The organism is Micromonospora sp. DT4 (assembly GCF_049841675.1).
Taxonomy (GTDB): Bacteria; Actinomycetota; Actinomycetes; order Mycobacteriales; family Micromonosporaceae; genus Micromonospora.
In genome coordinates, this window is sequence record NZ_JBNCKT010000006.1 from 1 (window position 1) to 26,856 (window position 26,856).

The window sequence follows — 26,856 nt, forward strand, 5'->3', positions numbered from 1 at the left end:
CATCAAGATCATGGCGGGGATGATCTATTTGTCGAGGACCTTCCATCGACGTGTCTCGGCGTGACGTTCCGCCCCCACCCAGTTACCCGACAGTCTCTCAGCGGAGTCCCAGGCAACGCCGATAAAATGGCCGCATGATCGACTCCTCTGCCCAGGAGGGCAGCAGTAGCCAGCCGGGTCGTGCCCGGCATATTCCCGTCCCGACGACCCCGGGAGCCCTGAGCGACCCGTGCTGATCGTCGTCGGCCTTCTCTTGATCATCGTGCTCACCGCCGCCACCGGTTACTTCGTGGCGCAGGAGTTCGGCTATGTCGCCGTGGACCGGGGCAAGCTGCGCCAGCTCGCGGACGACGGCGACCAGGCCGCCGCCCGGGCCCTCACGGTCACCAGCCGGCTCTCCTTCATGCTCTCCGGCGCGCAACTCGGCATCACCGTCACCGCCCTGCTGGTCGGTTACGTCGCCGAGCCGTACCTCGGCGGCGGCCTCGCCGACCTGTTCGGCGTCGCCGGTCTCGGCGAGTCGGTCAGCCTGCCGCTGTCGGTGGCGCTGGCCCTGGTCATCGCCACCGTCGTCCAGATGGTCCTCGGCGAGCTGGCGCCGAAGAACCTCGCCATCGCCCGGGCCGAGCCGCTGGCCCGGGCGCTGAGCCGGTCCACCCTCGCCTACCTGGCCGTGGCCGGGCCGGTGATCCGGCTCTTCGACCGCGCGTCGGTACGCCTGCTGCGGCGGGTCGGCATCGAGCCGATCGAGGAGCTGCCGAGCGGCGCCACCCCCGCCGACCTGGAACAGATCATCGCCGAGTCGCGGGAGGAGGGCAGCCTGGATGCCGAGATGTCCACGCTGCTCGACCGGGGGCTCGACTTTCGCGAGCTGACCGCCGGCGAGGCCATGGTGCCCCGGGTCGACGTGCACACCGTCCGGGCGCACGAGCCGGTGAGCCGGGTGGTCGAGTTGCTGGACACCGGCCACTCCCGCTTCCCGGTGCGCGGCGCGGAGGGCGTCGACGACCTGCTCGGCATCGTCGGGATCGCCGACGTGCTCGGCGTACCGCCCGCCGAACGTGCCACCACGCCGGTGAGCGCGGTCGCGGGGCCGCCGCTACTCGTCCCGGAGACCCTGCCCCTGCCCACGGTGCTGGACCGCCTGCGGTCCGGGCACCGGCAGATGGCCTGCGTCGTCGACGAGTACGGCGGCTTCGCCGGCGTGATCACGCTGGAGGACATCGCCGAGGAGTTGGTCGGCCCGATCCGGGACGAGGACGACCCGCCGGAGCGGGCGCCCGCCCGACAGGACGACGGGTCCTGGGTGGTGCCGGCCCGCTGGCGGATCGACGAGGTCGCCGACAGCACCGGCATCGCGCTGCCCGAGGCCCCGGAGTACGACACGCTCTCCGGGCTGGTCATGCGTGAGCTGGGCCGGGTGCCGGAGGTCGGCGACCGGCTGGAGATCAGCCTGCTGCCCGAGGGTGTCGAGGTCGACGAGGGCGAGGTGGCGCCCCGGGCGCTGGTCGAGGTGCTCGCCGTGGACCGGCACGTCGCCGACTCGGTACGGCTGCAACTCACCGACCGCGGCGAGCGGCACGAGGTGTCGGCATGAGCCCCGGCATCGCGCTGATTAGCTCGGGCGTCCTCCTGGCGCTGAACGGGTTCTTCGTGGCCGCCGAGTTCGCCCTGGTGGCCAGCAAGCGGTATCGGCTGGAGCAGGCGGCGGCCAGCGGCGGCCGGGCGGCCCGGGCCGCGCTGGACGGCGTCCGCGAGCTGTCCCTGATGCTGGCCGGGGCGCAGCTCGGCATAACCCTGTGCACGCTGGGACTCGGCGCGTTGGCCGAGCCGGCGATCGAGCACCTGGTCAGCCCGCTGCTGCACGTGGTGGGGCTGCCCGACGCGGCAAGCCACGTGGTCGCCCTGGGCTTCGCCCTCGGGTTGGTGACCTTCCTGCACCTGGTGGTGGGGGAGATGGCGCCGAAGTCGTGGGCGATCACCGACGCCGAGCGGTCGGCGACGCTGCTCGCGCTGCCGTTCCGGGCCTTCGCCCGGGTGTCCCGCCCGGTGCTGTCGGCGCTGAACGCGCTGGCCAACGCGATCCTGCGTCTGGTCGGGGTCAACCAGCAGGACCAGCTCGCCCAGGTGCACGGCCCGGACGAGCTGCGGATCCTGCTGGAGCAGTCCCGCGAGCACGGGCTGCTCGGCGCGGAGCAGCACCAACTGCTCACCAGCATGCTCGAGTTGCAGGGCACGTCGGTGGCGCAGGTGATGGAGCCGTTCGCCACTATGGTCACCGTTCGGCGCGACGACCCGGCCGAGCGGATCGAGCAGGTCAGCCGGGACAGCGGCCGGTCGCGGCTGGCGGTGCTGGACGCGGGCGGCGACGTCTGCGGCCTGGTGCACGTCCGGGAGGCGGTACGGGTGGTCACCACCGGTCGGGCCGCCACCGCCGGGGAGCTGATGACGCCGGCGTTCACCCTGCCGGCGACGTCCACGGTCACCGAGGCGGTGGCTGCGATGCGCGCCCGGCAGTCGCAGCTCGCGCTGGTCCGCAACGGCGGTGGCCCGGCCCGCCCGATCGGCTTCGTCGCCCTGGAGGACCTGTTGGAGGAGGTCATCGGCGAGTTCGACGACGAGACCGACACGGTTCCCCGCGGTCGGCGACTCCGCTAGGGCGGAAATTCGACAGCTCTTCCCGGAAGTTCCGGGTGACTCCCCGCCGGGTCCGCGACAGTTGAGGTGACCTGGCGGGGGGGCGCGGTGCGGTTGACGGGGGTGTCTCGGGAGTCCGGCTGGACCGGGCTGTCCGTGCAGACCACACTCCCCAACCCGAGCACCCGTCCGGGCCTGCGCCTGCCGGGGCGGGTGACCCTCGCCGCCGGGCCGGACGACGTGCTCGTACGCCACATCCGGCTCGGCCTGGTCACGACGGTCGAGCCGGACGACCCGGCGGCCCCCCGGCGTCTCATGCAGTTCTTCCATCTGCCGATCGCCGGGCGGTTCGTCGTGCCGGCGGGTCGTCGCCGGGCGGTCGACTTCGCGTTGCCGCTGCCGTGGGAGACGCCGGTGACCACCTTCGGCGGGGTGCCGCTGCTGAGTCTGCGGATGGGGCTGCGGACGGAGGTGTCCGTCGACCCGGACCTGGACCAGGGGGCCATGGTGCCGGTCTTTGTGCACCCGGTCCCCACCCAGCAGCACGTGCTGGCGGCGTTGGACACGCTGGGCTTCTCGATCCGCCAGGCCGGGCTGGTCGAGGGCGGCCTGCCCGGGGTGGAGCAGACCCTGGGGCTGCACCAGCGGTGGGGCTACTGGGTGGGTCCGCTCTACGCCGGCCCGATCACCGAGCTGGAACTGATCTTCGTGACGAACTCGGCGGGCCTCGAGGTGATCACCTGGATGGATCGCCGGCTGGCGCTGGCCGGCATCACCCACCAGAGCATCAGTCGGTTCCGGGTCTGGCACGCCGACGCCGGTCAGCGGGACTGGGTCGCCACCGTGGACGGCTGGCTGCGCCAGGCCATCAACCGCCACGCTGCGGCCGCCGCCCACGCCGACTGGTCCGCGCAGATCGGCGGCTCCGCCCACGTCAGCCGCCATCCCGACGCGCCGATCAAACCCGGCTACGGCCTGGGCGGCACGGCCGGAAGCGGAGGCGTGGGCGGCGGCTCCGGCGGCGGCGACGGCACCTGAGGGGGGTCAGCCGGCGGTGGCGGTGGCCAGTTTGAGGCTGAAGGCGAGGAAGAGGGCCGCCACCGCCGTGGTGCCGCCCACCGCGAGGCGACGGCGGCGGCGGAACTGGGCCGCCAGGAACGTCCCCGCGAAGATCAGCGCGGTCAGGTAGAGCGCGCTGGTGACCTGGGCGATCAGGCCGAGCAGCAGGAACGACAGCGCCGGCCACGCGTAGTCGGGGTCGACGAACTGGATGAAGAACGAGATGAAGAACAGGATCGCCTTCGGGTTCAGCAGGCTGATCACCAGCGCCTTGCGGAACGGGCTGCGCATCTGCGCCGGCTCCGCGGCGTCGATGAGCCGCGGGGTGCTCGGGTCGTTGCGGTCGCGCCAGCGCCGCCAGGCGCCGCGCAGCATGGTCACCCCGACATAACCGAGGTACGCGGCGCCGGCGTACTTGATCACCAGGAAGAGCGGTGGGTACGCCCTGAGCAGCGACGCCACCCCGGCGGCGGAGAGGATCATCAGCATCCCGTCGCCGACGAACACCCCGCCCGCCGCCCGGTAGCCGGCGCCCACGCCCCGCTTGGCGGCGGTGGAGAGCACGAAGAGCGAGTTCGGCCCGGGCAGCAGGATGATGGCCACGGTGCCCAGCACGTACGTCCAGATGTCGGTGATCCCCAGCACGCCCGCCATCATCATGCCGCCGGTGCCGTACGGCGAAGTCTTTTCCGCAGCATGGCCTGTGCGTTCGGCCACTCGTCGACGGTCATCGCGTACTGCACCGTGTCCCGCCACGAACCGTCCGGGCGCTGGCGGTGCATCCGCAGCACCCCCTCCCGGGTGGCGCCGAGCCGTTCGATGGCCGCCTGGGAACGAACGTTGCGGATGTCGGTGTGCCAGGCGACCCGTACCGCGCCCAGGTCGTCGAAGGCCCGGCCGAGCAGCAGCAGCTTGGCCTCGGTGTTGATTCCGGTACGCCACCACGGCCGGCCGAGGAAGGTGTGCCCGATCGCCACCGACCGTCGTTCCGGGTCGATCTCGTAGTAGGACGTGGTGCCGACCACCGTCCCGGTCACCGCGCAGCGCTGCACCCAGGGGGCCCGCTCGCCACGCTGCTGTGCGGCCAGTGCCGCGGCGATGACCTCGGCGGTGCCGGCTGGCTCGGTCGGCCGCCCGACGGTGAGGTGCCGCCAGACGTCGTCGTCGGCGGTGGCGGCGTGCAGGTCGTCGGCGTGCGCCAGGTCCAGCGGCTCCAACCGGACGTGCCCGCCGCTCAGCGGCGTCGGGTCGTGCCAGGGCGTACGGGCCGTGCGCAGGTACGCCGGCAGGAAAGCGGTGACCTCGGCGGCGGGCTGCGGGAGTCCGGCGGTCAGCCGCAGTGGCAGGACGCCAGCCCAGTGCGGCAGGTGCAGGTCCGCCTCGTCCTCGCGGACGCCGCCGGTGCGGGACCGGACGGACACCTCCCGCAGGGGCAGCGCCAGCACGGCGGTCTCGGCCAGTTCGCGCCGGTTCGGCGGGCGGCTGTCCGTGCTGCGGCCCGCGCCGACCTTCTCGACCAGCGCGGTGAGCACGGCGCTCTTCTCCTGCGCGTCGGTGACGAGTCGCGCGGTGCCGAGCGCGACCACCGAGCGGTAGTTGGCGCTGTGGTGGAACTGCGAGCGGGCGTAGACCAGCCCGTCGAGCAGTGTCACCGCGACGCAGACAGCCAGCCCGTCGCCGCGGGCGGCGAGCAGGGGCCGGCTGCCGGTCGACCCGTGCACGTAGAGGGTGTCGCCGATACGGACGTGCAGGGTGGGCAGGATGCGGGGCTGACCGTCCACGGTGAAGCCGAGCGCGCAGTGGTACGCCTCGTCCAGGACGGCGTGCGCCGCCTCGCGGTCGTAGCTCATCCGGTCGCGGGAGCGGGTCGGGGTGGTCCGGGCGGTGGCTGGATACATGCGCGGCCCTTTGTGCTAGTACAATACTGTGTTTGTGTCAGTACGCTATCAGTTCACCGGCACGTCGGCCGCCACGATTTCGGCCAGCATCGAATCGGGCATCCGTGCCGGTGCCCTGCCGGCCGGGGCCGCCCTGCCGTCGGTGCGGGCCCTCGCCGCCGACCTCGGCGTCAGCCCGGCGACCGTCGCCCGCGCCTACCAGGAGCTGCGCCAGCGTGGCGTGCTCACCACCGCCGGTCGGCACGGCACCCGCGTCCGCGCACGCCCACCGGTGGCCACCCGGCGCTCCGCATTGCGCCCCGCGCCCCTGCCGGGCGTGCGCGATCTGTCCCGAGGTGAGCCCGACCCCCGGCTGCTGCCCCCGATCGGCCCGTACCTGGCCGCGCTCGCCGCCGACATCGGCCCGCCGATCGGCTACTCGCAGGCCGGAGTGCTTCCGGAGGTGGCCGAGGTCGCCCGCGCCCGGTTGGGCGCCGACGGCGTACCCGCCGACGACCTCACCCTCACCGGCGGCGCGCTGGACGGCATGGAACGCCTCCTCGGTGCCCATCTGCGCCCCGGCGACGCGGTGGCGGTGGAGGATCCCGGCTGGGCCAACCTGCTCGACCTGGTCGCCGCCCTCGGGCTGCGGCCGATCGGCGTACCGGTGGACGACGAGGGTCCGCTGACGGCCGGGGTGGCGGCCGCGCTGACCGCCGGAGCGCGGGCGCTGGTGGTGACCAGCCGGGCTCAGAACCCGACCGGCGCGGCCGTCTCCGCCGCTCGCGCCGAGGAGCTGCGCGCGCTGCTCGCCGGGCGGCAGGACCTGCTGCTCATCGAGGACGACCACGCCGCCGAACTGGCCCGCGTACCCCTGCATCCGCTTGCCGGCGCGACCGCGAGCTGGGCCTTCGTGCGGTCGGTGAGCAAGCTCTTCGGTCCGGACCTGCGGCTGGCGGTGCTGGCCGGCGACGAGACCACCGTGGCCCGGGTGACCGGTCGGACGCGCGTCGGCGCCGGCTGGGTGTCCACCGTGCTGCAACGGCTGGTGCTCGCCCTCTGGCGGGACCCGACGGTCGACGAGCTGGTGCGCCGGGCGGCGCAGAGCTACGAGCTGCGGCGCGAGGGGCTGCTGACCGCGCTCGCCGAGCACGGCCTGACGGCGCGCGGTCGCACGGGCATCAACGTCTGGCTCCCCGTTCTGGACGAGACCAGCGCGGTGACCGCGTTGCGCGACGCCGGCTGGGTGGTCGCGCCCGGCGCCCTCTACCGGATCGCCGCGCCGCCCGCCCTGCGCGTCACCATCAGTTCCCTGGCCGTCGAGGACCTGACGCCTCTGGCCGCCGCCCTGGCCCACGCCGTCCATCCCGACCCACCGTCCGGGTTCGCCATCTGAGCCGTCTGGCGACCACGGGAACACGGCGACACCTCGCCAACCTGGTTTGAGCTGTACGTCGGGATGGAGTCCGCAGCGTCGTGCCTGCGGCACTGGGAGTCGGACTCATTTCCCGGGCTGCTTCAGACCAGCTCAGCCACCTTCACAACCAGGTAGTCGCCGAGGTAGCCGCAGTGGTGGCAACGGCGGGCAGTGCGTGGCGGGGGCCGACAACGTCTCTGGCATCGTCGGAGTACGGGACAGCAACGACCCGTTCGGACCGGCGCTCACCTTCGACCCGCAGGCCTGGAAGGCGTTCGTCGGCTTCGCCAAGCGCGCCTGAACATCAACGCAAGGAAGGCCCGTCAGCAGCGCGCTGAGGGGCCTTCGGCGTTGCGGGGTGCTGAGCCTTGAGGGCCGCGATCCGGCCCTGGCCGGGTGACCACGACGCTCCGCCGTCGCGGTATCCATCGACTGCGTTGGAGGGCGATACCTACCGGAAACGATGGTGCGTGATCGGTGGAAAACGCCTTCCCACAGACTCGCCTGAGTCGATCTTGCGGGGGAGGCGTTCGTGAGCGATCAGACGCAGTCGACGGTGAGTGGGTGGGTCCCGTCGCGACAGGACGATCCCGGTCCGCGTATGGCTGGTTCAACGGTGTGCGCTCGAACACATCTGCGGTGATCGTAGGCTGGTCGTCGTAGGCTGCACTGATCACATTGGTGTTAACAAACTTCGCACTCTGGTATCAACGGCGCGGTCGCCGACAGGCAGTCGGCCGGTGTCGCCACCACCCCTCCGTATACCCCCTCCGCAAGGGAGAATTCGGATGCACCCGTCTCTCGGCACCTCCCAGCAAGGTGATGTCGACACGCCTGTCCTCTGGGGAGTCTCCTTCGACGCCACTCCACTGTCTGGAGTGGTCGTCGAGTTCATCAAGCTCGCCGAGGCGTTCCGGCAACGCGGGCACCGTATCCTACTGGATATCGGGTACGACATCAAAGAAGACAAGGGCCGCTTCTTCGCCCCGTATGCCGATGAGACAGGATGTCTGCCGTCCTGGATCGAGCTGTCCCGTGTTGATGGCCTCGCTGATGTCGCCGGCTATGACGCGGAGTTCGTTCGTGCCACCCTCGACGCCGTCAGTCGAGGTGTCCCGCTACCGTCCAGGGTGGACGCCGTCAGCGCGGCCATCGCGGACCGGATCGTCGCCACGTGGCGACGCCACCAGGTGACCGCGGTACTGGTGGAGAATGGCACGCTGCCGGAGAACGTCGCCTACACCCGTGCTCTCTACCAGGCCATCGAACGCTACGGCCAGGAATCTGGTCTCGGCAAGTATGTGCTGTGGCGTGACCACGACCTGATGTGGTCCAGCGAGCCGGCCGCAGGCAAGTACGGGGACCCGCCCTACCCGCACGCGGTGCGTCCGGTCAACTCGCCGCACATTCGGTACCTCGCTCTGCACGAGCACGCCCGCAGACACACCCTGAACTGGGTACCCGAGCTGAACGACATCCGAGTACTACACAACACGTTCCGGTTCGAATCGACAGAGCCGGGCACGACCCGGAGCAGGTTCCGGGCGCACTACGGCATCCCCGACGACGCGGCCCTGGTCGCGAGGTTCACCCGGCTCGTGCCGCAGAAGCGGGTCGACCGTGACATCGACCTGGTCGTACGGCTGATCCGATGGTTCGCCGACCGTGGGATCGACCGCCCGGTCTACCTGTTCGTGGCCGGCGATCCGACCGAGCATCCGGCCACGACCGCGGCGTTGCACGCGTACGCCGAGCACCGGCAGGTCACCGACCGGGTGATCTTCGGTGGCCCGCTGGCTCCCCGGGACATCCGCCTTGGCCACGGTCCGGAGCGCGGGCACACGGTGGCGGACCTGCTGGCGGCCGCCGACCTCACGTCGTTTCTGACGTCGTACGACTACGAGAGCTACGGAAACCCGATTGGCGAATCCATCGCCTCCCACGTGCCCTACCTGAGCACCCGATACGAGTTGTACGACGCCGTGTACGGCAGTAAGGGACTGCACGCGCCCGTGCTGGAGGTGTCCCCGGACGACGAGGCGCCGATCACGGACGCCTTCGTCGCCGAGGTCGCAGAGCTCCTCACCAACCCGTTGCTGTACCGCCGGGTGGCAACCTTCAACCACGCCGTTGGTAGGCGTTACTTCGCTGTCAACCGGGCCACCGAACTGGTCGACGAACTGCTCGACCCAACCGGTGCGACGTCGATCTGCCAGCCCTCGCCAGCGGCGCCGGAGGTATACGGTCGGGGCGGACGAGCCATCGTCCCCCCACTGACGGAGAGCGCCCGGATGACCGTCGTCCTTCCGGTCTTCAACGAGGCAGCCAACCTCACCGCGGTGCTCGGGTCGTTGGCTGCTCAGCGTGGGCCCACCGGTCCTCTCGAGCGGGGCGTGTTCGACGTTCTCCTGGTCGACAACAACTCGACGGACGACACCGTGGCTCGGGCCCGCCACCTCGCCGCCACGTACCCGGGGCTTCAGGTCCATGTCATCGGGGAGCCGGAGCAGGGCGTGTCCTGTGCCCGAAAGACCGGGATGGACTTCGCCGCCAGACGGGCCCGGCTGCGTGACGCGTCCACCGTCGACCCGCGCCCGTTCTACTTGGTCTCGGCGGACGCGGACTGTTGGGTCGACCCGTACTGGTTGTCTGAGCTGTTGACCGCGATGGAGGGCAGCAAGGCCGCCATCGGGGTCTGTGACTACTACTACGACCGGGAGCACTTCACCCAGCGACCGTTGCTCTGGGACGCGATCGACCGGACGCTGCGGTGCCGAGCGGTGACGTTCGGACTGTTCGGCGGTTTTCCCGACGGCAAGGGGTTCGCCGCGGAACGGCAGGCATATGAGCGGGTGGGCGGCATCGAGCTGTCGTACCAGCTCAAGGATGGCCGCTTCCTCAACCATCTCTCGGACGACTGGGATTTCGGCATCCTGGTCCGGGCCAGCGGCGACGACATCACCTACGTGCCGGGTTCCCGAGTGGAGATCAACCCTCGTCGGGTCGATCACGCGATCGACGAGGTGATCGCCGGACGGGCGTACGGCGCCGGCGGCATCATTACTATGCGTGATATCCGGCCGGGTGATCCGCCCTCCGTCAGCACCGATCTCACCGACGACGAGGCGCTCCAGGCGTGGGAGTTCTCCATCAAGGACTTCGTGCCGAAGAACATGATTCTTCCAGTGCTGCTGACTCCGTCGTTACTCAACGAAAGCGCGGTAGTCGAATTTTTCACGCCAGGGCTGGCGCAGCGACTGGCTCAACGGATCGCCGAGATCAAGTTCGAATCCCGGCTGATCGACTTCGTGCCCATCCATTCCTACAAGTCACCCAGTTTCCGGCTCTATTTCGAGTTCGCCGACGAGCTGTTCGCCCGGCTGCGCGCGACGGTCGGACCGGACATCGGGTACCCGCCACCGTTGCCCGACTGCTTGCAGGAGATCCGCGACGAGGGTGATGCACAACGCTTCCGCGAATTCGTCCGCTACTACTGCGAGGACCGCGAGTCGGGTGCGGCACACGACTACTTCGGCAACGGAGGGGTGTTCTGATGAGCGACCCGTACGAGGCGGCGTTGGCCTCGCTGAACAGCATCGATCCGGCGCATCCGCGGCCGGCCGTCGTGGACGTCCTCGCCGCTCGGGAGAATCGTCGACTGCTCGAGTACGTCGCCCTGGACCCGTTCGGAGCGCACGTCTTTCCCGGCGACATACCCGACGCTCCGGTGGACTCCTTTCTCGACGACCTGAACACGCAACTGGCTGACACCCGTCCGATCCACCTGTGGTCCTACATTCCCACCTGTAGTTACCGGTGTCGGTTCTGCCAGTATCCGGTGGTGTTGGTCAAGGGCGCGCCGGAGGTCACCCGGGCCAAGGTGGACCAGTGGGTCGACCTGAACATCAGGGAAGCCCAGCTCTGGCTCGATCGGCTGCCGAACCTTCGCGAGGCCCCGATCGGCGAGTTCAACGTCTTCGGCGGCACGCCCTCGCTGATGTCACTCGACGCGGTGGCCCGGCTGCTCGACTTCTACCGGAGTAATTTCGCTTTCACCCCGGACACCGCCATTCGGTTCGAGGGCGACCCGACCACCTTCACCAAACCCCTGCTGGAGTTCCTTCTCGAACAGGGCTGCCGCAAGCTGTCGTGTGGCGTGCAGTCGTTCGACGATCCGGTGCTACGGCTGTCCGGACGTGAGCACAGCGAAGTCGAGTGCCGGACCTTCCTCGACAACACCCGCCAGCTGGGCTTCGACTGGGTGACCGTCGATCTGATGTACGGGTTGCTCGATCAGACCGTGGACAGTGTCGGCCGCGACCTCGACATCGTGACCAGATACGAGGTTCCGGGGCTGGTCTGCACCAAGCTGCACCTGAGGTCGTACACCGACACCCGCACCGGTGTCGCCGGTGACCGGCCGGCCGCCTGGCAGTTCGCCAGCTACCGCGAGAAGCTGGCGAACGACGGCCACCACTGGCCCACCCTCGGCGAGCAGTACCAGATGCGTGAGGTGTTGGCCGGCGGTCTGACCATGAACGGGTACAACGAACACCCCACCATGTACTTCCATCGGCGCGAGCACGCCCCGGAGAAGTGGAAGGCCATCATGGTCGACCAGGACCGCCAGGACGCCGAAGTCGCCATCGGGCTGGGTGGCAGCTCCAGTTGCCGACAGTCGGAGGCGATGACCGAAGTCAACGCGAACCGGTACATCGAGGCGGTGGAGGCGGGCATACTGCCGCTCTCGTCAGTCACTCGTTTCGGCCAGCGCGCCAAGGAATCCCGGTCGATCAAGATGGCGCTCTCGACGCTGCAACCGGTGCGTGACGACCTGCACCGGGAACGGTTCGGCGGTCGCTCCCTGTTCGACGACCCGTGGGCTGACACCTTCGCTGCACTGGAACGGCGCAGCCTGCTGTACACAGACCGTTCGGCCGGCACCGTCCACCTGACCCCAGCCGGCGAAGTTCTGGTCGAGGCCATCATGAACACCGAGTTCTAACCCGCAGATCACCTGGTGCTCAGCAGTGCGAAGGTGGGCCGTTGAGCATCAGGTGATCGATCGCCGGGCGGTGAGCCCTGTCGCACGTCTGGTATCCCTCGTACGGCTACCACGGCAGCCGGTGGGCAGCGCGGCTGGGCAGTGCCGGTGGGCAGCACGGCTGGGCAGCGCGGGTGGGCAGCGCGGCTGGGCAGCGCGGGGCGGGCTGCGCGGGGCGGGCGGGGTGCGCGGCCGGCGGGGCGGCGGGGGCGGGATGGGTGCGCGAGGATGGGGGCGTACCCGTCCTGAGGAGCGCCGATGGCCACCGACCTGAGTGTGCCACGTACCGCCGGCCGGCTCGACGTCGCGCCGATTCAGCGACGCACCATGCGGCTGCTCTTCACCACGCAGATCATCGGCGGCGTCGGCGTGACCATCGGCATCTCGGTCGGCGCGCTGCTGGCCGACCGGGTGGCCGGCACCGCGGCGGCCGGCGTCGCGCAGAGCGCCGGGGTGGTCGGTGCGGCGCTGCTCGCCGTCCCGGTCACCCGGATCATGGCCCGGCACGGCCGCCGGCCCGGCCTGGTGCTGGCGTACGCGGTGGGCGCCGTCGGCGGCGTCCTGGTGGTGCTGGCGGCGGCCACCCGCTCGGTGCCGCTGCTCTTTCTCGGCATGCTGCTCTTCGGTGGCGGTACCGCCGCCAACCTCCAGGCCCGCTACACGGCCGTGGACCTCGCCGAACCGGCCCGTCGAGGACGCCAGCTCTCGCTGATCGTCTGGGCCACCACCATCGGTGCGGTGGCCGCACCGAACTTCGCCTCACTGGCCGACCGGGTGACCACCGACTGGGGGCTGCCGCCACTGGCCGGCCCCTTCGCGTTCAGCGCGACGGCATTCGTGCTGGCTGCCGTCGTACTCCTTGGCCTGTTGCGGCCCGACCCGCTGCTCACCGCGCGGCGCCTCGCGGCGGCCGACGCCGCGTCGCCGCCCGCGACCGTGCCCGGCGGTCATCTACCGGCTGCCGATCCGGACGCCGCGCCGCCGGCCGTCTCGGGCCGGGCCGCCGCCGAGGCGCCGGCGGGTGGTGGCGTCGGGCCGGGCGCCACATCGGTCGGTGTGCGCGCGTCGCGCGGCGCCGGGATGCGGGTGGCCTGGTCGGTGGTACGCGGACAGCCCGCCGCCCGGCTCGGTATCGCCGCCGTGGCGGTGGGTCACCTGGTCATGGTGGCGGTGATGGCGATGACCCCGGTCCGGCTCGGCGAGTCGCACGCCGACGCCGACGTGCTGCGGCTGGTCGGGATCGTGTTGAGTCTGCACATCGCCGGCATGTACGCGTTCTCCCCGGTGGTCGGCTGGCTCACCGATCGGTTCGGCCGGCGGGCGGTGATCCTCGGCGGGGTCGGGTTGCTGCTGGCCGCCTGCGCGGTCGCCGGCACCGCCGGGCACCACACCCCTCGCCTCTCGGTCGGTCTGGTCCTGCTCGGGCTGGGCTGGTCGGGGACGATGGTGGCCGGCTCGACGCTGCTCTCCGAGTCGGTGTCGGCCGGTGTGCGGCCGAGCGTCCAGGGCTTCTCCGACATGATCATGGGGCTGGCGGGCGCGAGTGCCGCGGTGCTCAGCGGGTTTGTCATGCAGGTGGCCGGTTATCCCGTGCTCACCCTGCTCGCGGCGGTCGCGACCGTGCCCCTGGTGGCGCTAGCGTTGCGCCCGGTGCCGACCGGGGCACCGGGTGAGGAGGATTGATCACGTGCGGCTGACCGACTTCTGGACGCGGTTGGAGGAGGCGTTCGGGCCGGGCTACGCGGCGAGCATCGCCCGGGATCAGGTGCTGTCCCAGCTTGACGGCCGGACCATCGAGCAGGCGTTGGCATCGGGTCAGCAGACGCACGTGGTGTGGCGGGCGGTGTGCGCCGCGTATCCCGACCGCGTACCCGCACGACTACGCTGAGCAGCCTTTTCGTCGGTTCCGCGTGTCGCTTGTCGAGTCGTACACCTGTTCGGCTATTGTCCACAGCGGGGTGCTCGTCCACAGCTCGCGGCCCGTCGGCTGGTTTTCTGTCGGACCCAGCGCCTAGCGTGTCCGCGTGACGCGAAGCTCAGCAAAGACGCCGGCGAAGGCAGGGGTGGCAACCATGGCAGCAGGGCCTGACCGGGAGAAGGCACTCGACCTTGCTCTCGCTCAGATCGACAAGCAATTCGGCAAGGGTTCGGTGATGCGGCTGGGGGAGCGGCCGGTCATCCAGACCGCGGTGATCCCGACCGGCTCCATCGCGCTCGACGTGGCGCTCGGCGTGGGCGGCCTGCCGCGTGGCCGGGTGGTCGAGGTCTACGGTCCCGAGTCCAGCGGTAAGACCACGGTCGCACTGCACGCGGTGGCCAACGCCCAGCGGGCCGGCGGCATCGCCGCCTTCATCGACGCCGAGCACGCGCTCGACCCGGAGTACGCGAAGGCCCTCGGCGTCGACACCGACGCGATGCTGGTCTCGCAGCCGGACACCGGTGAGCAGGCGCTGGAGATCGCCGACATGCTCATCCGCTCCGGCGCTCTGGACATCATCGTCATCGACTCCGTGGCGGCCCTGGTGCCCCGCGCCGAGATCGAGGGCGAGATGGGCGACAGCCACGTGGGTCTCCAGGCCCGGCTGATGAGCCAGGCGCTGCGTAAGATCACCGGCGTGCTCAGCAACACCGGCACCACGGCGATCTTCATCAACCAGCTGCGGGAAAAGATCGGCGTGATGTTCGGCTGCATGTCGTACTCCACCAGAGTCACTCTGGCCGACGGCACGCAGGAGAAGATCGGAAAGATCGTCAACCAGCGGATGGATGTCGAGGTGCTCTCCTATGACCCGGTGACCGACCGGGTGGAGCCGAAGCACATCACCAACTGGTTCAACAACGGTCCGGCTGACGAGTTCCTTCAGTTCACCGTGGCGAAGTCCGGCGGCAACGGCCGTGCGCAGTTCGCGGCCACGCCCAACCACCTCGTCCGTACGCCGGGCGGATGGCGGGAAGCCGGCGAGCTCATCGCCGGCGACCGGGTCATGTTGGCGGAGTCCCGCCATCTCAGCGACCAGCAGTGGCAGGTCATCCTGGGTTCGCTGCTGGGTGACGGTAACCTCTCCCCGAATCGCAGCGGCCGCAACGGAGTCCGGTTCCGTCTCGGCCACGGCGCGGCGCAGGCGGCCTACCTGGATTGGAAGGTCTCCCTGCTCGGCAACATCACCCACTCCCGGCGCACCGACGCGCGGGGTGCCGTGTTCGCCGATTTCACCCCGCTGCCGGAGCTCGACGAGCTGCGCCGAGCTGTCTACCTGGGCGACGGCAAGAAGCACCTCAGCTGGGATTACCTCAAGGCGTTGACCCCGCTGGCCCTTGCGGTGTGGTACATGGACGATGGCTGTTTCACCGTTCGTTCCAAGGGGCTGCAGCAGCGCACCGAGGGTGGCTCCGGTCGGATCGAGATCTGCGTCGAGGCGATGGCCGAGGGCAGCCGGATCCGGTTGGTCGAGCACCTGCGCGACGCGTACGGACTGGACGTGAAGCTCGCCTCCCGGGGTGCCCGTGGCACCGCGTCGGTGGTCTTCACCACCGACGCGTCGGCCCGGTTCCAGGAGCTGGTCGCGCCCTACGTGCCGGCGGCGATGGAGTCCAAGCTGCTGCCGCGCTTCCGTGGCCAGTGCACGATCGAGCCGCAGTTCGTTCCGGCCGAGCTCATGCCGGTGCCAGCCCGGATCATCGACGTGCGCGTCAAGCCCAAGACCCGCTCGATGAACCGGTTCGACATCGAGGTCGAGGGCAACCACAACTACTTCGTCGACGGCGTCATGGTGCACAACAGCCCGGAGACCACGACCGGTGGTCGGGCGCTGAAGTTCTACGCCTCGGTCCGGCTCGACGTGCGCCGCATCGAGAGCCTCAAGGACGGCACCGACGTGGTCGGTAACCGCACCCGGGTCAAGGTCGTCAAGAACAAGGTCGCCGCGCCGTTCAAGCAGGCCGAGTTCGACATCATGTACGGCAAGGGCATCTCGCGCGAGGGCTCGCTGATTGACGTCGGCGTGGAGCAGGCGATCATCCGCAAGTCCGGCGCGTGGTACACGTACGACGGTGACCAGCTCGGCCAGGGCAAGGAGAAGGCCCGGGAGTTCCTGAAGGAGAACCCGGACGTGGCCGCCGAGATCGAGAAGAAGATCCTGGAGAAGCTCGGCGTGGGGGTCGGCGCGGGTGATGCCGCCGGTGGCCCCGAGCTGCCGCCTGTCGACTTCTGACGGGTAGCTGACCCATGGCAGGACGACGAGCCCGTACGGGGCGGGGCTGGGATGCCAGTCCGCCTCGTACGGGCGACGCCGCCGATCCGCCGCGTCCCCGCCGGGGCCGCCGGGCCGAGCCGTCGGCGGATGAGCCGGCGGCGGACGAGCCGGCGTCCACGCCGCGCGACGAGTCCGAGGTGGCCCGCGAGATCTGCCTCCGCCAGCTCGCCGTCCGGCCGCGTACCCGCGCCGAGCTGGCCGGGACGCTGGCCAAGCGGGGCATCTCCGAGGAGGTGTCGGCCGAGGTGCTGGACCGGTACGACGAGGTCGGCATCATCGACGACGCCGCGTTCGCCCGCGCCTGGGTGTCCAGTCGACACGTCGGGCGTGGCCTCGCCCGCCGGGCGCTCGCCAACGAGCTGCGCCGCAAGGGCGTGGACGGCGAGGTGGCCACCGAGGCGCTGGGTGAGCTGGACGAGGAGACCGAGGCGCAGACCGCCCGAGCCCTGGTGGAGCGCAAGCTGCGTACCGCCCGGGGTGAGCCCGACGCGGTCTTCCGCCGGCTGGTGGGCATGCTGGCCCGCAAGGGCTACTCGCCCGGCGTGGCCATCCGGGCGGTGAAGGACGCCCTCGCCGCGCAGAGCGCCGAGGCGGCGGAGTTCGCCGAGCAGATCGACGCCGACGCCCTCGCCGACGCCGAGGGCGAGTTGGAGCGTGACAACCGCTGACGCCGACCCGTGCCGATCTTGCACTTCCGGTCTCGACATGACGGGCGTTCCACTCATCTCGACAGCCGTAGACTGCAAGATCGGCGCGATCCTCCCGCTCGACACGCCGCGCGAGGTCGCAGGTGTCACATTCGCGGCCCACCTGCTGGACCTGTGCGGTCGCTGAACAGGCACGACATCCCAATCGAGGGCGTCGGCTCGCCGTGTTTGTCCCGCCGTGTCCGACACGACATCAGCTTTGCGTGACGCTGCAACTTCTCTCCGTTGGGGGATTTTGATCATGAGTCCTTGACCAGACCGCCCTCGGAGACCTAGCCTCGCCATACAGGCTCACATTGCCCGACCAGCGCAGGCTAAGCGCACAACATAGATCTCGTAACAGAACAGCATCACTTTGGCCGGCTCCACGGCCTTTGGCGGCAGTTCCGGACTGGCCGGTCCGGCGCTCCGCGACAACTGCACCCGGTCGCCGACGATGCCCGAGGGCACCGCCGGCGGAGAGAGCTACCCACGGCCAGCCGCTCCGGTCGGGCGTCCACAGCCGCAGGAGTGTGCCCTGGGCACAGTCGCTGCGGTCATGACGTTCAGGGGAGGCGGCCATGGCGGGGCGGCGGCACAGGTTCGCGGATGGACCTCGCGGGGTTTCGGCATGAACGCCCTCGACGTGGTGCTCCTCGCGGCCGTCCTGATCCTCGTCGTGGTCGTGGTCGCGGCGGTGCTGGTCGGCATTCGGACGCTGCGCCGGATCGGCTCGGCGCCGGTCCCGGAGGATCCCGCCTTCATCGCCGAGAAGGACCGTCAGGAGCAGTCCCTGGCCGCCCTGCGCGACGCGGCCGACCAGGCGAACAGCACGATCGACGTGGCGAAGTCCGCTGCCTCCGCGGCCCGCGCCGAGGCGGCGGGAGCGAATGCCGAGGCGAAGGCGGCCCGGGCCGAGGCGCGACGGGTCCTCGACGACGCCCGCGCCGAGGCGGACACCGTGCTGGAACGGGCGCACAAGCAGGCCGAGGCGGACGCCGAGCAGCTCCGCACGGCCGCGCGCCGCAGCGGCGAGCGGGAGGTCGCGGTGCTCGCCGCCACCACCCGGGAACAGGCCGCCGAGGTGGAGCGCCGGGCAGCCCGGATGGACGAGCGGGAGCGGCTGCACACCGAGGAGGTCGAGCGGTTCGCCGAGCGGGAGCGGCAGCTCACCGCGGCGAGCGCCACCCTCGCCGCCCGGGAGTCCGCCCTCGCCCAGCGCGAGTCCGAGCTGGCCGAGGCAGAGGAGCTGCGCCGCCGGGAGTTGGAGCGGGTGGCCGGTCTCACCGCCGAGTCCGCCCGGCTGGAGCTGATCGAGGCGATCGAGACGTCCGCCAAGCGCGAGGCGGCGTTCCTGGTACGCGACATCGAGTCCGACGCGCGCAACACCGCCGAGCAGCGGGCCCGGCACATCGTGGTCGACGCGATCCAGCGGGTGGCCAGCGAGCAGACCGCCGAGAGCGTGGTCAGCGTCCTGCACCTGCCCGGCGACGAGATGAAGGGCCGCATCATCGGCCGGGAGGGCCGCAACATCCGCGCCTTCGAGTCGGTGACCGGGGTCAACCTGATCATCGACGACACCCCCGAGGCGGTGCTGCTCTCCTGCTTCGACCCGGTACGCCGCGAGGTCGGCCGGCTCACGCTCGAGAAGCTCGTCCTGGACGGGCGGATCCACCCGCACCGGATCGAAGAGGTCTACGACCTGGCCCGCCAGGAGGTGGAGGAACTCTGCCTGCGCGCCGCCGAGGACGCCCTGGTCGAGGTCGGTATCACCGAGATCCACCCGGAGCTGGTGACCCTGCTGGGTCGACTGCGCTACCGGACCTCGTACGGCCAGAACGTGCTCAAGCACCTGGTCGAGACCGCGCACATCGCCGGCATCATGGCGGCCGAGCTGCGGCTGGACGTGCCCACCATCAAGCGGTCGGCGTTCCTGCACGACATCGGCAAGGCGCTCACCCACGAGGTCGAGGGCAGCCACGCCATCATCGGCGCCGACCTGGCCCGCAAGTACGGCGAGCACGAGGACGTGGTGCACGCCATCGAGGCGCACCACAACGAGGTGCCGCCGCAGACCATCGAGGCCGTCCTCACCCAGGCGTCCGACGCCTGCTCCGGCGGTCGGCCGGGCGCGCGGCGGGAGAGCCTTGAGGCGTACGTCAAGCGGCTGGAGCGGATCGAGGAGATCGCGGCCGGCAAGCTCGGCGTGGACAAGGTCTTCGCCATGCAGGCCGGCCGGGAGATCCGGGTGATGGTCAAGCCGGACGACGTGGACGACATCGGGGCGGCAGTGCTGGCCCGCGACGTGGCCAAGCAGATCGAGGAGGAGCTGACCTACCCGGGTCAGATCCGGGTCACCGTGGTCCGCGAGTCCCGGGTCACCGAGATCGCCCGCTGAACCCGGCGGCGCCTACGGCAGCGGCGCCGCTTGATCAACACAAGGTCCGCGATATCGGGGTATCCCGCTGCCGGTGATACCCCGATATCCGGGATGTGAGGTCGATCGCGCCGAGCTGCCGGAGTCTGCCGGTCGGCCGGCTTCGTGTCAGCCCTGCGGTTCGCCCACGATGGCCCCGGCGGTGCCGGCGGTGCCGGCGGTGCCGGCGGCTCGGTCGGCACCGGTGGCCACCCGGCGCTGCGCGCGGATCCCGCGTCGCTGGCTGCGCCGGTCAAGCCAGTTGGCCAGGGCGGTGAGCAGCGAGTTGATCACGATGTAGATCGCCGCTGCCACGATCGCCGCGGCGACGATGTTGCCCTTGTTCGCGGCGAGGTCGTTGACCCCGCGCTGGAGCAGTTCCGGGTAGGCGACGATGTAGCCGAGCGCGGTGTCCTTGAGCAGCACCACGAGTTGGCTGACGATGACCGGCAGCATCGCCCGGGCCGCCTGCGGAATGAGGATCAGCTGCATGACCTGGCTCTTGCGCATGCCGATCGCGTAGGCGGCCTCGGACTGGCCACCGGGCAGCGAGCGGATCCCGGCGCGGAACGCCTCCGCGAGGACCGAGCCGTTGTACAGGGTCAGCCCGATCACGACGGCCCAGAAGGCGGTCACTGGCGCCTGGATCAGGAAGGGCACGCCGTAGAAGACGAAGAAGATCATGATGAGTAGCGGCACGGCGCGGAAGAACTCGACCAATGCGCCGGCGGGGATGCTGACCCAGCGGCGTTCGGAGAGCCGACCGACCGCGAGGACGATGCCGAACGTCAGCGAGAGCACCATGCCGACCGCAGCCGCCCACAGCGTGGCGCGCAGGCCGGGCCAGATGAACTGGGTCCAGGTCGCCGTCTCGGTGAAGGGCTTCCAGAGCGCGCCTTCCCACTGGCCCGCCTCGTCGAATTTCGCGTAGACCCACCACAGCAGTCCGGCCAGGGCGACTCCGAAGACGACGGTCAGCACGGCGTTGCGCACCCGCGCCCGAGGCCCCGGGTGGTCGTAGAGGACGGAGTTCGTGCTCATCAGCGCTTCACCGCCAGTCGGTTGGCCAGCCAGCCGAAAACGTAGCCGGTGGGGATCAGGAACGCGGCGAAGGTGCCGGCGAAGACCAGGAAGATCGGGATGACCGCGTCGCCGTTGCTGTTGATGAGGTCCTTCATCACGGTCGAGGACTCCATCAACCCGATCGTCCCGACGATGGTGGCGTTCTTGCAGAGCGCGATCAGGATGCTGCCCAGCGGCGCGATCACGGAACGCGTGGCCTGGGGCAGCACCACGATCCGCAGCGTCTGGGCGAAGGTGAGGCCGATCGCCCGGGCCGCTTCGGCCTGCCCAGTGGGCACCGTCTTGATACCCGATCGCAGCGCCTCACAGACGAAGGAGGCCGTGTACACCGACAGGCCGACCACGCCGAGCCAGAAGTTGTTCCGGTTCAGGTCGTCGGAGAGGCTCAACCCGAGTGTGGAGTACAACCCGAAGAAGCAGAAGAAGATGACCAGCGTGAGCGGCGTGTTGCGGAAGATGTTGACCCAGGCCGTCCCGAAACCGCGCAGTACCGGCACGGGCGAGACCCGCATGGCGGCGAGTAACACGCCGAGGACCAGCGCGAACACCGCCGACGCGCCGGTCAGCTTGAGGATCCAAAGAAAGCCCGACAGGTAGGCGTCGAAGTTAGTCGGATCAGCGAATACGTGCACGGGTCGGCTCCCAGAGGCAGGTCGTCGGCGTCGTCACGGGTCGAGGGCCGACACCCGGTCGCGGGTGTCGGCCCTCGAAACCGATCAGACGCTGCCGCAGTTGGTCAGCTTGGTGGTGTCCAGCTCGGGCGCGGCCTTGCCGCTCTTGCCCAGGGTGGCGTCCCAGGCGGCCTTGTAGGTGCCATCCGAGGCGGCGGTCTTCAGGATCTCGTTGACCTTCTCGCAGCCGTCCTTGTCGTCCTTCTTCAGGCCGATGCCGTAGGGCTCGCTGGAGAAGGTCTTGCCGACGACCTTGAACTTGCCGGCGTACTGGGACTGAGCGGCATAGCCGGCGAGGATGATGTCATCGGTGGTGACGGCGTCGACCTGGCCGTTCTCCAGCAGTGGCAGGCACTTGGAGTACGAGTCGAACAGCTGCAGCTTGGCCTTCGGGTAATCGCTCTGGATCCGCTTGGCGGGGGTGGACGCCGAGACCGAGCAGACCTTCTTGCCGTCGAGACCCTCCGGACCGGCGACTGTCGAGTCGGCCTTGACCAGCAGGTCCTGACCGGCGATGAAGTACGGGCCGGCGAAGTTGACCTTCTGCTTGCGCTCGTCGTTGATGGTGTAGGTCGCCACCACCAGGTCGACGGTGCCCTGCTGGATGAACGGCTCCCGGTTGGAGGAGACCGTCGTCTTCCACTCGATGTTGTTGGCGTCGACGCCGAGGCCCTTGGCCACGATCTTGCCGATCTCGATGTCGAAGCCCTCGTACTGGCTGCCGGTCTGCAGACCCAGGCCCGGCTGGTCAGCCTTGACGCCGATCACGAGCTTCTTCTGCTTCTCCGCCTTGCCCACGATGCCCTTGGCGCCCGAGCTGCCGGTGCTGCCGCCTTCGTCCCCGCCGCAGGCGGTCATGGTGACGGCCAGAGCCGCGACGGCGGCGACTGCCGCAACGCGCTTGATACGCATACTCTTCTCCTTCTTCGACGGAGCCCGCCGTTGTACGGCACGCTCCACTACGGGACGCCTAGTGCGTGAGGATCTTGGAGAGGAAGTCCTTGGCCCGCTCGCTGCGCGGGTTGGCGAAGAACTCCGCCGGAGAGGCGTCCTCGACGAGCTTGCCGTCGGCCATGAAGATGACCCGGTTGGCGGCGTGCCGGGCGAAGCCCATCTCGTGGGTGACCACGACCATGGTCATGCCGTCGCTGGCCAGGGAGGTCATCACGTCCAGCACCTCGCCGACCATCTCCGGGTCCAGCGCGCTGGTCGGCTCGTCGAACAGCATCGCCTTGGGCTGCATGGCCAGGGCGCGGGCGATCGCCACCCGCTGCTGCTGACCGCCGGAGAGCTGGGCCGGGAACTTGTCCGCCTGGTTGGCGATACCGACCCGGTCGAGCAGGGCCAGACCGCGCTCGCGGGCCACGGCGGGCTTCTCCTTGCGGACCTTGATCGGCCCGAGGGTGACGTTCTCCAGGATGGTCTTGTGGGCGAAGAGGTTGAAGGACTGGAAGACCATGCCCACCTCGCTGCGCAGCCGGGCGAGGGGCCTGCCCTCGGCCGGCAGCGGCTGACCGTCGAAGGTGATGGTTCCCGAGCTGATCGGTTCCAGTCGGTTGATGGCACGGCACAGCGTCGACTTGCCGGAGCCGGACGGGCCGATCACCACGAGCACCTCGCCCCGACCCACCGAGAGCGAGACGTCGTCCAGCACGTGCAGCGGCCCGAACCACTTGTTGACCGCGTCTAGCACGATGAGCGGTTGGCCCGTCGTCACGTTGTCCACCGTCCCTGTCGCCTCTCCGGATCGGGTCGGTCGACCCCCGGTTGGGCAACTGTAGGCGGCGTGATGTGGCGTAACGCAAGCCAGTTGGTCACGGAGCGGTAACACCGGTCACGATCGTTGTCGGGGGTCCGATTTCGGTCACCGCGCGGGCCGCAACGGTGGCGGCGGCATCGGATGCCCGCGACGATGGGAGCATGACCGAACTGGTGCGCCTGACGAAGTACGCCCGCGGCGGTGGGTGTGCCTGCAAGATTCCGCCCGGCGAGCTGGAGGTCATGGTGGCCGGTCTCGGCCCCGCCACCGGCACCGCGGAGCTGCTGGTCGGCCTGGACCACGGCGACGACGCCGCGGTGGTCCGCCTGGACGAGCGCACGGGCCTGGTCAGCACGGCGGACTTCTTCACCCCGGTCGTCGACGACGCCTACGACTGGGGGCGCATCGCCGCGGCCAACGCGTTGTCTGACGTGTACGCGATGGGTGGCACCCCGCTGGTGGCGCTCAACCTGCTCTGCTGGCCGCGTGACGTGCTGCCGCTGGAGTTGGCGCGGGAGGTGCTGCGCGGCGGCCAGGACGTGGCCCGGCAGGCGGGCTGTCACCTGGCCGGCGGGCACAGCGTGGACGACGACGGTCCGAAGTACGGGCTCGCGGTCACCGGCACCGTACGACCCGAGGAACTGATCACTCTGGACGCCGGTCAGGCCGGGATTCCGCTGTCACTGACCAAGCCGCTCGGTGTGGGCGTGCTCAACACCCGACACAAGGCTACCGGTGAGAGCTTCCCGGAGGCAGTCGCCACGATGAGCGCGCTCAACCGGGACGCCGCGCGCGCCGCGGTCGCCGCCGGTGTCCGGTGCGGCACCGACGTGACCGGGTTCGGCCTGCTCGGGCACGCCTCGAAGCTGGCCCGCGCCAGCCGGCTGACGGTGGCCATCGACACGGCCCGGGTGCCGTACCTGGCCGGCGCGCGGGAGGCGCTGCGCGACGGGTACGTCAGCGGCGGCAGCCGACGGAACCTGGAGTGGGTCACCCCGTGGACGGATTTCGGCGCGGCGGACGAGGACGAGCGACTGCTGCTGGCCGACGCGCAGACGTCCGGCGGTCTACTGGTCGCCGGTGAGCTGCCGGGCGTACCCGTGGTGGGTGAGCTGTTGCCCCGCAGGGAGCACCTGGTCGTCCTGCGCTGACGGTCGCGGCCCCGGCGCCGGAAGCGGCGGCGCGTAGGGGGCGCGGAACCGTGGTAGGTGGTGCCGGGACACGCCCGTCAGGTGGCGTGGCTGGCGCACGATACCCGATAAACTGTCACCTTCCCGCTACTCCGAGCAATGCCGCTCAGGGAAATTTTGCCCGGAATGGTCACAGACCGGTAACTTGCCCCCGGCTGGGGTCAAATGCCCCCCACCATCGTCAGTAAGGCCCGATTCGGAGGCCGGTGGGACGAACGCAGCGAGGAGGCGGAATGACCGAGCTGTGGAACTGGAGAATCGACCGGGTACGACCCGTTGAGGTCTACCCGGCGCTGGCCGAGGCGCTCGGTCGGGTGGTGATGCCGCTGGCTGCGGCGGATCCGGTGCGACTGCCGGCGTACGCGGTGGTGTGTGACGTCTGGCAGGCGCCGGGCGAGTTTTCGACGGTCATCGACTGTTACGGGGTGCCCGAGCGGCTCTCCGAGCACGCCAGCATCGCCGCGCTGGCCCGGCTGCTGGGCCGGGACTGCCTGCTGCGTGACGACACGCTCGACGCCAGCCGGCACCTGCTCGTCGCACCGGACGGCACGGTCCGCCCGGTGCACTTCGACGTCCGGGACACCGACGACGGCGAGGTGCTCAGCCGGCAGCGGCTCTGCACGCTGGGCGACCCGGGCTGCCGGGGCTGGTCGCAGTGTCACCGCTCCCGCTGGGCGCCCGACACCGTCGCACCGGTCCTCGCCGCGGCCTGAGCCGTCACCGATCCGGTCGGCCGCTCAAGCCCGACCGACCGGCCGGTCAAGCCGAGCCGGGTCGGTCAAGCCGGGCCGACCGGGTCGGTCAAGCCGATCCGACCGGGTCGGTCAAGCCGGGCCGGCCGGGTCGGTCAAGCCGGGCCGGCCGGGTCGAACGAGCCGGGCCGGGCGCGTCGGGGCGTCAGGCGTGTCCGGTGGCGGCGGTGGCCGGTCGATCGGCAGTGCCCGACCCCCGCACGACCAGTTGGTCGAGCAGGGTGCGGGTGGCTTCGGTCACGGCGGCCACCGCGGCCTCGAACGTGGCGGCGTTGTGCGCGGCGGGCGCCCGGAAGCCCGAGATCTTCCGGACGTACTGCAACGCCGCCGCCTCGATGTCCGCGTTGGTCACCCGCGGGGTGAACGGCTCGCGCAACGTCTTGATGCTTCGGCACATGTCGGGTGCTCCTCGGTTCGGGGCGATCCGGTTGACCCGGATACGCTGTCCTGGTCATGACTACCGCAGCGGCGGGCAGCCCGCGCACCTACCAGGTGCGCACCTACGGCTGCCAGATGAACGTGCACGACTCCGAGCGCATCTCCGGCCTGCTCGAACAGGCCGGCTACGTGCGCGCGCCCCAGGCCGACGACACCCCGGACATCGTCGTCTTCAACACCTGTGCGGTGCGGGAGAACGCCGACAACCGCCTCTACGGCAACCTCGGTCATCTGCGCCCCGTGAAGGACAAGCACCCGGGCATGCAGATCGCCGTCGGTGGTTGCCTGGCACAGAAGGACCGCGGCGAGATCGTCCGCAAGGCGCCCTGGGTGGACGTCGTCTTCGGCACGCACAACATCGGCGCGCTGCCGGTGCTGCTGGAACGGGCCCGGCACAACGCCGCCGCCGAGGTGGAGATCCTGGAGTCGCTGGACGTCTTCCCGTCCACGCTGCCGACCCGCCGCGAGTCCACGTACGCCGGCTGGGTCTCGATCTCGGTGGGCTGCAACAACACCTGCACGTTCTGCATCGTGCCCTCCCTGCGCGGCAAGGAGAAGGACCGGCGCCCCGGCGACATCCTCTCCGAGGTACGCGCGCTGGTCGACGAGGGCGTGCTGGAGGTGACCCTGCTCGGGCAGAACGTCAACTCCTACGGTGTCGAGTTCGGTGACCGGTACGCGTTCGGCAAGCTGCTGCGCGCGACGGGTGAGATCGACGGCCTGGAGCGGGTCCGGTTCACGAGCCCGCACCCGAAGGACTTCACCGACGACGTGATCGCCGCGATGGCCGAGACCCCGAACGTGTGCCACTCGCTGCACATGCCGTTGCAGTCGGGCTCCGACGACGTGCTGAAGGCGATGCGCCGGTCGTACCGCTCCGAGCGCTACCTGGGGATCATCGAGAAGGTCCGGGCGGCGATGCCGGACGCGGCGATCACCACCGACATCATCGTCGGCTTCCCCGGCGAGACCGAGGCCGACTTCCAGCGCACGCTGGACGTGGTGCGCGAGGCCCGCTTCTCGTCGGCCTTCACCTTCCAGTACTCCAAGCGCCCCGGCACCCCCGCCGCGACGATGGACGGCCAACTGCCCAAGCAGGTCGTGCAGGAGCGCTACGAGCGGCTGATCGCCACCGTCGAGGAGATCACCTGGGCGGAGAACAAGCGCCTCGTGGGGGAGACGGTCGAGGTGCTGGTCGCGGTCGGCGAGGGCCGCAAGGACGAGCGGACCGGGCGGCTGTCCGGCCGGGCCCGCGACGGCCGGCTCGTGCACTTCGACGCGGGTAGCTTCGCCGGGTCGATCCGGCCCGGCGACATCGTGCACACCGAGATCACGTACGCCGCGCCGCACCACCTCAACGCCGACGGCGCGCCCCTGTCGCACCGCCGGACCCGGGCCGGTGACGCCGCCGAGGCCGGCCGCTCCCCGCGTACCCCCGGGGTGTTGCTCGGACTGCCCACGGTCGGTGCCCCGGCCGCGACGCCCGCGGCGACGACCGGCTGCGCCGCGCACTGACCCCGGCCGCGACACCTGCGGCGACGACCGGCTGCGCCGCGCACTGACCCCGCCGGGGC

Annotated in this window: 21 protein-coding genes and 4 pseudogenes; 18 read left to right on the plus strand and 7 right to left on the minus strand. The window is 70.3% G+C overall.

What is annotated here, in order from left to right; all coding sequences use genetic code 11:
- Positions 1 to 229: 229 nt before the first annotated feature.
- The 3 genes from ACLQ24_RS03855 (at position 230) to ACLQ24_RS03865 (ending at position 3,675) form a co-directional block, all read left to right on the plus strand.
- Positions 230 to 1,597: a hemolysin family protein gene (locus ACLQ24_RS03855; protein WP_425889011.1), complete on the plus strand. Its 1,368-nt coding sequence runs from the start codon at positions 230 to 232 to the stop codon at positions 1,595 to 1,597.
- Positions 1,594 to 2,658, plus strand: a complete 1,065-nt coding sequence (locus tag ACLQ24_RS03860) for a hemolysin family protein (protein ID WP_425889012.1) — start codon at positions 1,594 to 1,596, stop codon at positions 2,656 to 2,658. The genes ACLQ24_RS03855 and ACLQ24_RS03860 overlap by 4 nt, the downstream gene beginning before the upstream one ends.
- Before the next feature lie 87 nt (positions 2,659 to 2,745).
- Complete coding sequence (locus tag ACLQ24_RS03865; RefSeq protein WP_425889092.1) at positions 2,746 to 3,675, plus strand: sporulation protein; 930 nt, start codon at positions 2,746 to 2,748, stop codon at positions 3,673 to 3,675.
- Positions 3,676 to 3,681: 6 nt separating this feature from the next.
- Here the strand turns inward: ACLQ24_RS03865 and leuE are convergent, their stop codons facing one another.
- A complete protein-coding gene (gene leuE / locus ACLQ24_RS03870) occupies positions 3,682 to 4,353 on the minus strand; it encodes a leucine efflux protein LeuE (RefSeq protein WP_425889093.1) in 672 nt (223 codons plus the stop codon).
- A complete protein-coding gene (locus ACLQ24_RS03875) occupies positions 4,353 to 5,594 on the minus strand; it encodes a bifunctional pyridoxamine 5'-phosphate oxidase family protein/GNAT family N-acetyltransferase (protein WP_425889013.1) in 1,242 nt (413 codons plus the stop codon). Before ACLQ24_RS03875 ends, leuE begins: the two co-directional genes overlap by 1 nt.
- Positions 5,595 to 5,628: 34 nt before the next feature.
- Between ACLQ24_RS03875 and ACLQ24_RS03880 the strand changes: the two genes are divergently transcribed.
- The 12 genes and pseudogenes from ACLQ24_RS03880 (at position 5,629) to rny (ending at position 19,371) form a co-directional block, all read left to right on the plus strand.
- Positions 5,629 to 6,969 (plus strand): aminotransferase class I/II-fold pyridoxal phosphate-dependent enzyme, encoded by a 1,341-nt coding sequence (locus ACLQ24_RS03880; RefSeq protein WP_425889014.1) that lies wholly within the window; start codon positions 5,629 to 5,631, stop codon positions 6,967 to 6,969.
- 21 nt (positions 6,970 to 6,990) lie between these two features.
- Positions 6,991 to 7,098: pseudogene (locus tag ACLQ24_RS03885) on the plus strand (XRE family transcriptional regulator); the annotation flags it as partial.
- Between the two features lie 40 nt (positions 7,099 to 7,138).
- A pseudogene (locus ACLQ24_RS03890) lies at positions 7,139 to 7,291 on the plus strand (DUF397 domain-containing protein); the annotation flags it as partial.
- A 487-nt stretch (positions 7,292 to 7,778) separates the two neighbouring features.
- Positions 7,779 to 10,544, plus strand: coding sequence for a glycosyltransferase (locus ACLQ24_RS03895; RefSeq protein ID WP_425889015.1), 2,766 nt, complete (start codon positions 7,779 to 7,781; stop codon positions 10,542 to 10,544).
- Positions 10,544 to 11,995 carry a radical SAM protein gene (locus tag ACLQ24_RS03900; RefSeq protein ID WP_425889016.1) on the plus strand — a complete coding sequence of 484 codons (1,452 nt, stop codon included), beginning with the start codon at positions 10,544 to 10,546 and terminating at the stop codon, positions 11,993 to 11,995. The genes ACLQ24_RS03895 and ACLQ24_RS03900 overlap by 1 nt, the downstream gene beginning before the upstream one ends.
- A 297-nt stretch (positions 11,996 to 12,292) precedes the next feature.
- Positions 12,293 to 13,717: an MFS transporter gene (locus ACLQ24_RS03905; RefSeq protein WP_425889017.1), complete on the plus strand. Its 1,425-nt coding sequence runs from the start codon at positions 12,293 to 12,295 to the stop codon at positions 13,715 to 13,717.
- Between the two features lie 4 nt (positions 13,718 to 13,721).
- The gene (locus ACLQ24_RS03910; protein WP_425889018.1) at positions 13,722 to 13,922 is read left to right on the plus strand and encodes a DUF3046 domain-containing protein; all 201 of its coding nucleotides are present in this window, start codon (positions 13,722 to 13,724) and stop codon (positions 13,920 to 13,922) included.
- Between the two features lie 184 nt (positions 13,923 to 14,106).
- Positions 14,107 to 14,958: pseudogene (gene recA / locus ACLQ24_RS03915) on the plus strand (recombinase RecA); the annotation flags it as partial.
- 42 nt (positions 14,959 to 15,000) lie between these two features.
- Positions 15,001 to 15,573, plus strand: a pseudogene (locus ACLQ24_RS03920) (LAGLIDADG endonuclease); the annotation flags it as partial.
- 171 nt (positions 15,574 to 15,744) lie between these two features.
- Positions 15,745 to 16,245 (plus strand): hypothetical protein, encoded by a 501-nt coding sequence (locus ACLQ24_RS03925; protein WP_282264633.1) that lies wholly within the window; start codon positions 15,745 to 15,747, stop codon positions 16,243 to 16,245.
- Between the two features lie 14 nt (positions 16,246 to 16,259).
- Positions 16,260 to 16,955: a regulatory protein RecX gene (locus ACLQ24_RS03930; RefSeq protein WP_425889019.1), complete on the plus strand. Its 696-nt coding sequence runs from the start codon at positions 16,260 to 16,262 to the stop codon at positions 16,953 to 16,955.
- A gap of 649 nt (positions 16,956 to 17,604) precedes the next feature.
- On the plus strand, positions 17,605 to 19,371 hold the full coding sequence (gene rny / locus ACLQ24_RS03935) for a ribonuclease Y (protein WP_425889020.1): 1,767 nt from the start codon (positions 17,605 to 17,607) through the stop codon (positions 19,369 to 19,371).
- 147 nt (positions 19,372 to 19,518) lie between these two features.
- Here the strand turns inward: rny and ACLQ24_RS03940 are convergent, their stop codons facing one another.
- The 4 genes from ACLQ24_RS03940 to ACLQ24_RS03955 all read right to left on the minus strand — a co-directional run bounded on the left by ACLQ24_RS03940 (position 19,519) and on the right by ACLQ24_RS03955 (position 22,869).
- Positions 19,519 to 20,430, minus strand: coding sequence for an amino acid ABC transporter permease (locus ACLQ24_RS03940; protein ID WP_425889021.1), 912 nt, complete (start codon positions 20,428 to 20,430; stop codon positions 19,519 to 19,521).
- The gene (locus tag ACLQ24_RS03945; protein WP_425889022.1) at positions 20,430 to 21,104 is read right to left on the minus strand and encodes an amino acid ABC transporter permease; all 675 of its coding nucleotides are present in this window, start codon (positions 21,102 to 21,104) and stop codon (positions 20,430 to 20,432) included. The genes ACLQ24_RS03940 and ACLQ24_RS03945 overlap by 1 nt, the downstream gene beginning before the upstream one ends.
- Before the next feature lie 84 nt (positions 21,105 to 21,188).
- On the minus strand, positions 21,189 to 22,055 hold the full coding sequence (locus ACLQ24_RS03950) for a glutamate ABC transporter substrate-binding protein (protein ID WP_425889023.1): 867 nt from the start codon (positions 22,053 to 22,055) through the stop codon (positions 21,189 to 21,191).
- A gap of 58 nt (positions 22,056 to 22,113) precedes the next feature.
- Positions 22,114 to 22,869, minus strand: coding sequence for an amino acid ABC transporter ATP-binding protein (locus ACLQ24_RS03955; protein WP_425889024.1), 756 nt, complete (start codon positions 22,867 to 22,869; stop codon positions 22,114 to 22,116).
- A 194-nt stretch (positions 22,870 to 23,063) separates the two neighbouring features.
- Here ACLQ24_RS03955 and selD point away from each other — a divergent pair, with 194 nt between their 5' ends.
- Entirely contained in the window at positions 23,064 to 24,053 is a 990-nt protein-coding gene (gene selD, locus ACLQ24_RS03960; protein WP_425889025.1) for a selenide, water dikinase SelD, read from the plus strand.
- A 272-nt stretch (positions 24,054 to 24,325) separates the two neighbouring features.
- Positions 24,326 to 24,805, plus strand: a complete 480-nt coding sequence (locus ACLQ24_RS03965; RefSeq protein WP_425889026.1) for a hypothetical protein — start codon at positions 24,326 to 24,328, stop codon at positions 24,803 to 24,805.
- A gap of 184 nt (positions 24,806 to 24,989) precedes the next feature.
- On the opposite strand, the gene ACLQ24_RS03970 is transcribed toward ACLQ24_RS03965, so the two are convergent.
- Positions 24,990 to 25,241: a DUF2277 family protein gene (locus tag ACLQ24_RS03970; protein WP_425889027.1), complete on the minus strand. Its 252-nt coding sequence runs from the start codon at positions 25,239 to 25,241 to the stop codon at positions 24,990 to 24,992.
- Positions 25,242 to 25,297: 56 nt separating this feature from the next.
- Here ACLQ24_RS03970 and miaB point away from each other — a divergent pair, with 56 nt between their 5' ends.
- Positions 25,298 to 26,797: a tRNA (N6-isopentenyl adenosine(37)-C2)-methylthiotransferase MiaB gene (gene miaB, locus ACLQ24_RS03975; protein WP_425889028.1), complete on the plus strand. Its 1,500-nt coding sequence runs from the start codon at positions 25,298 to 25,300 to the stop codon at positions 26,795 to 26,797.
- Positions 26,798 to 26,856 lie beyond the last annotated feature (59 nt).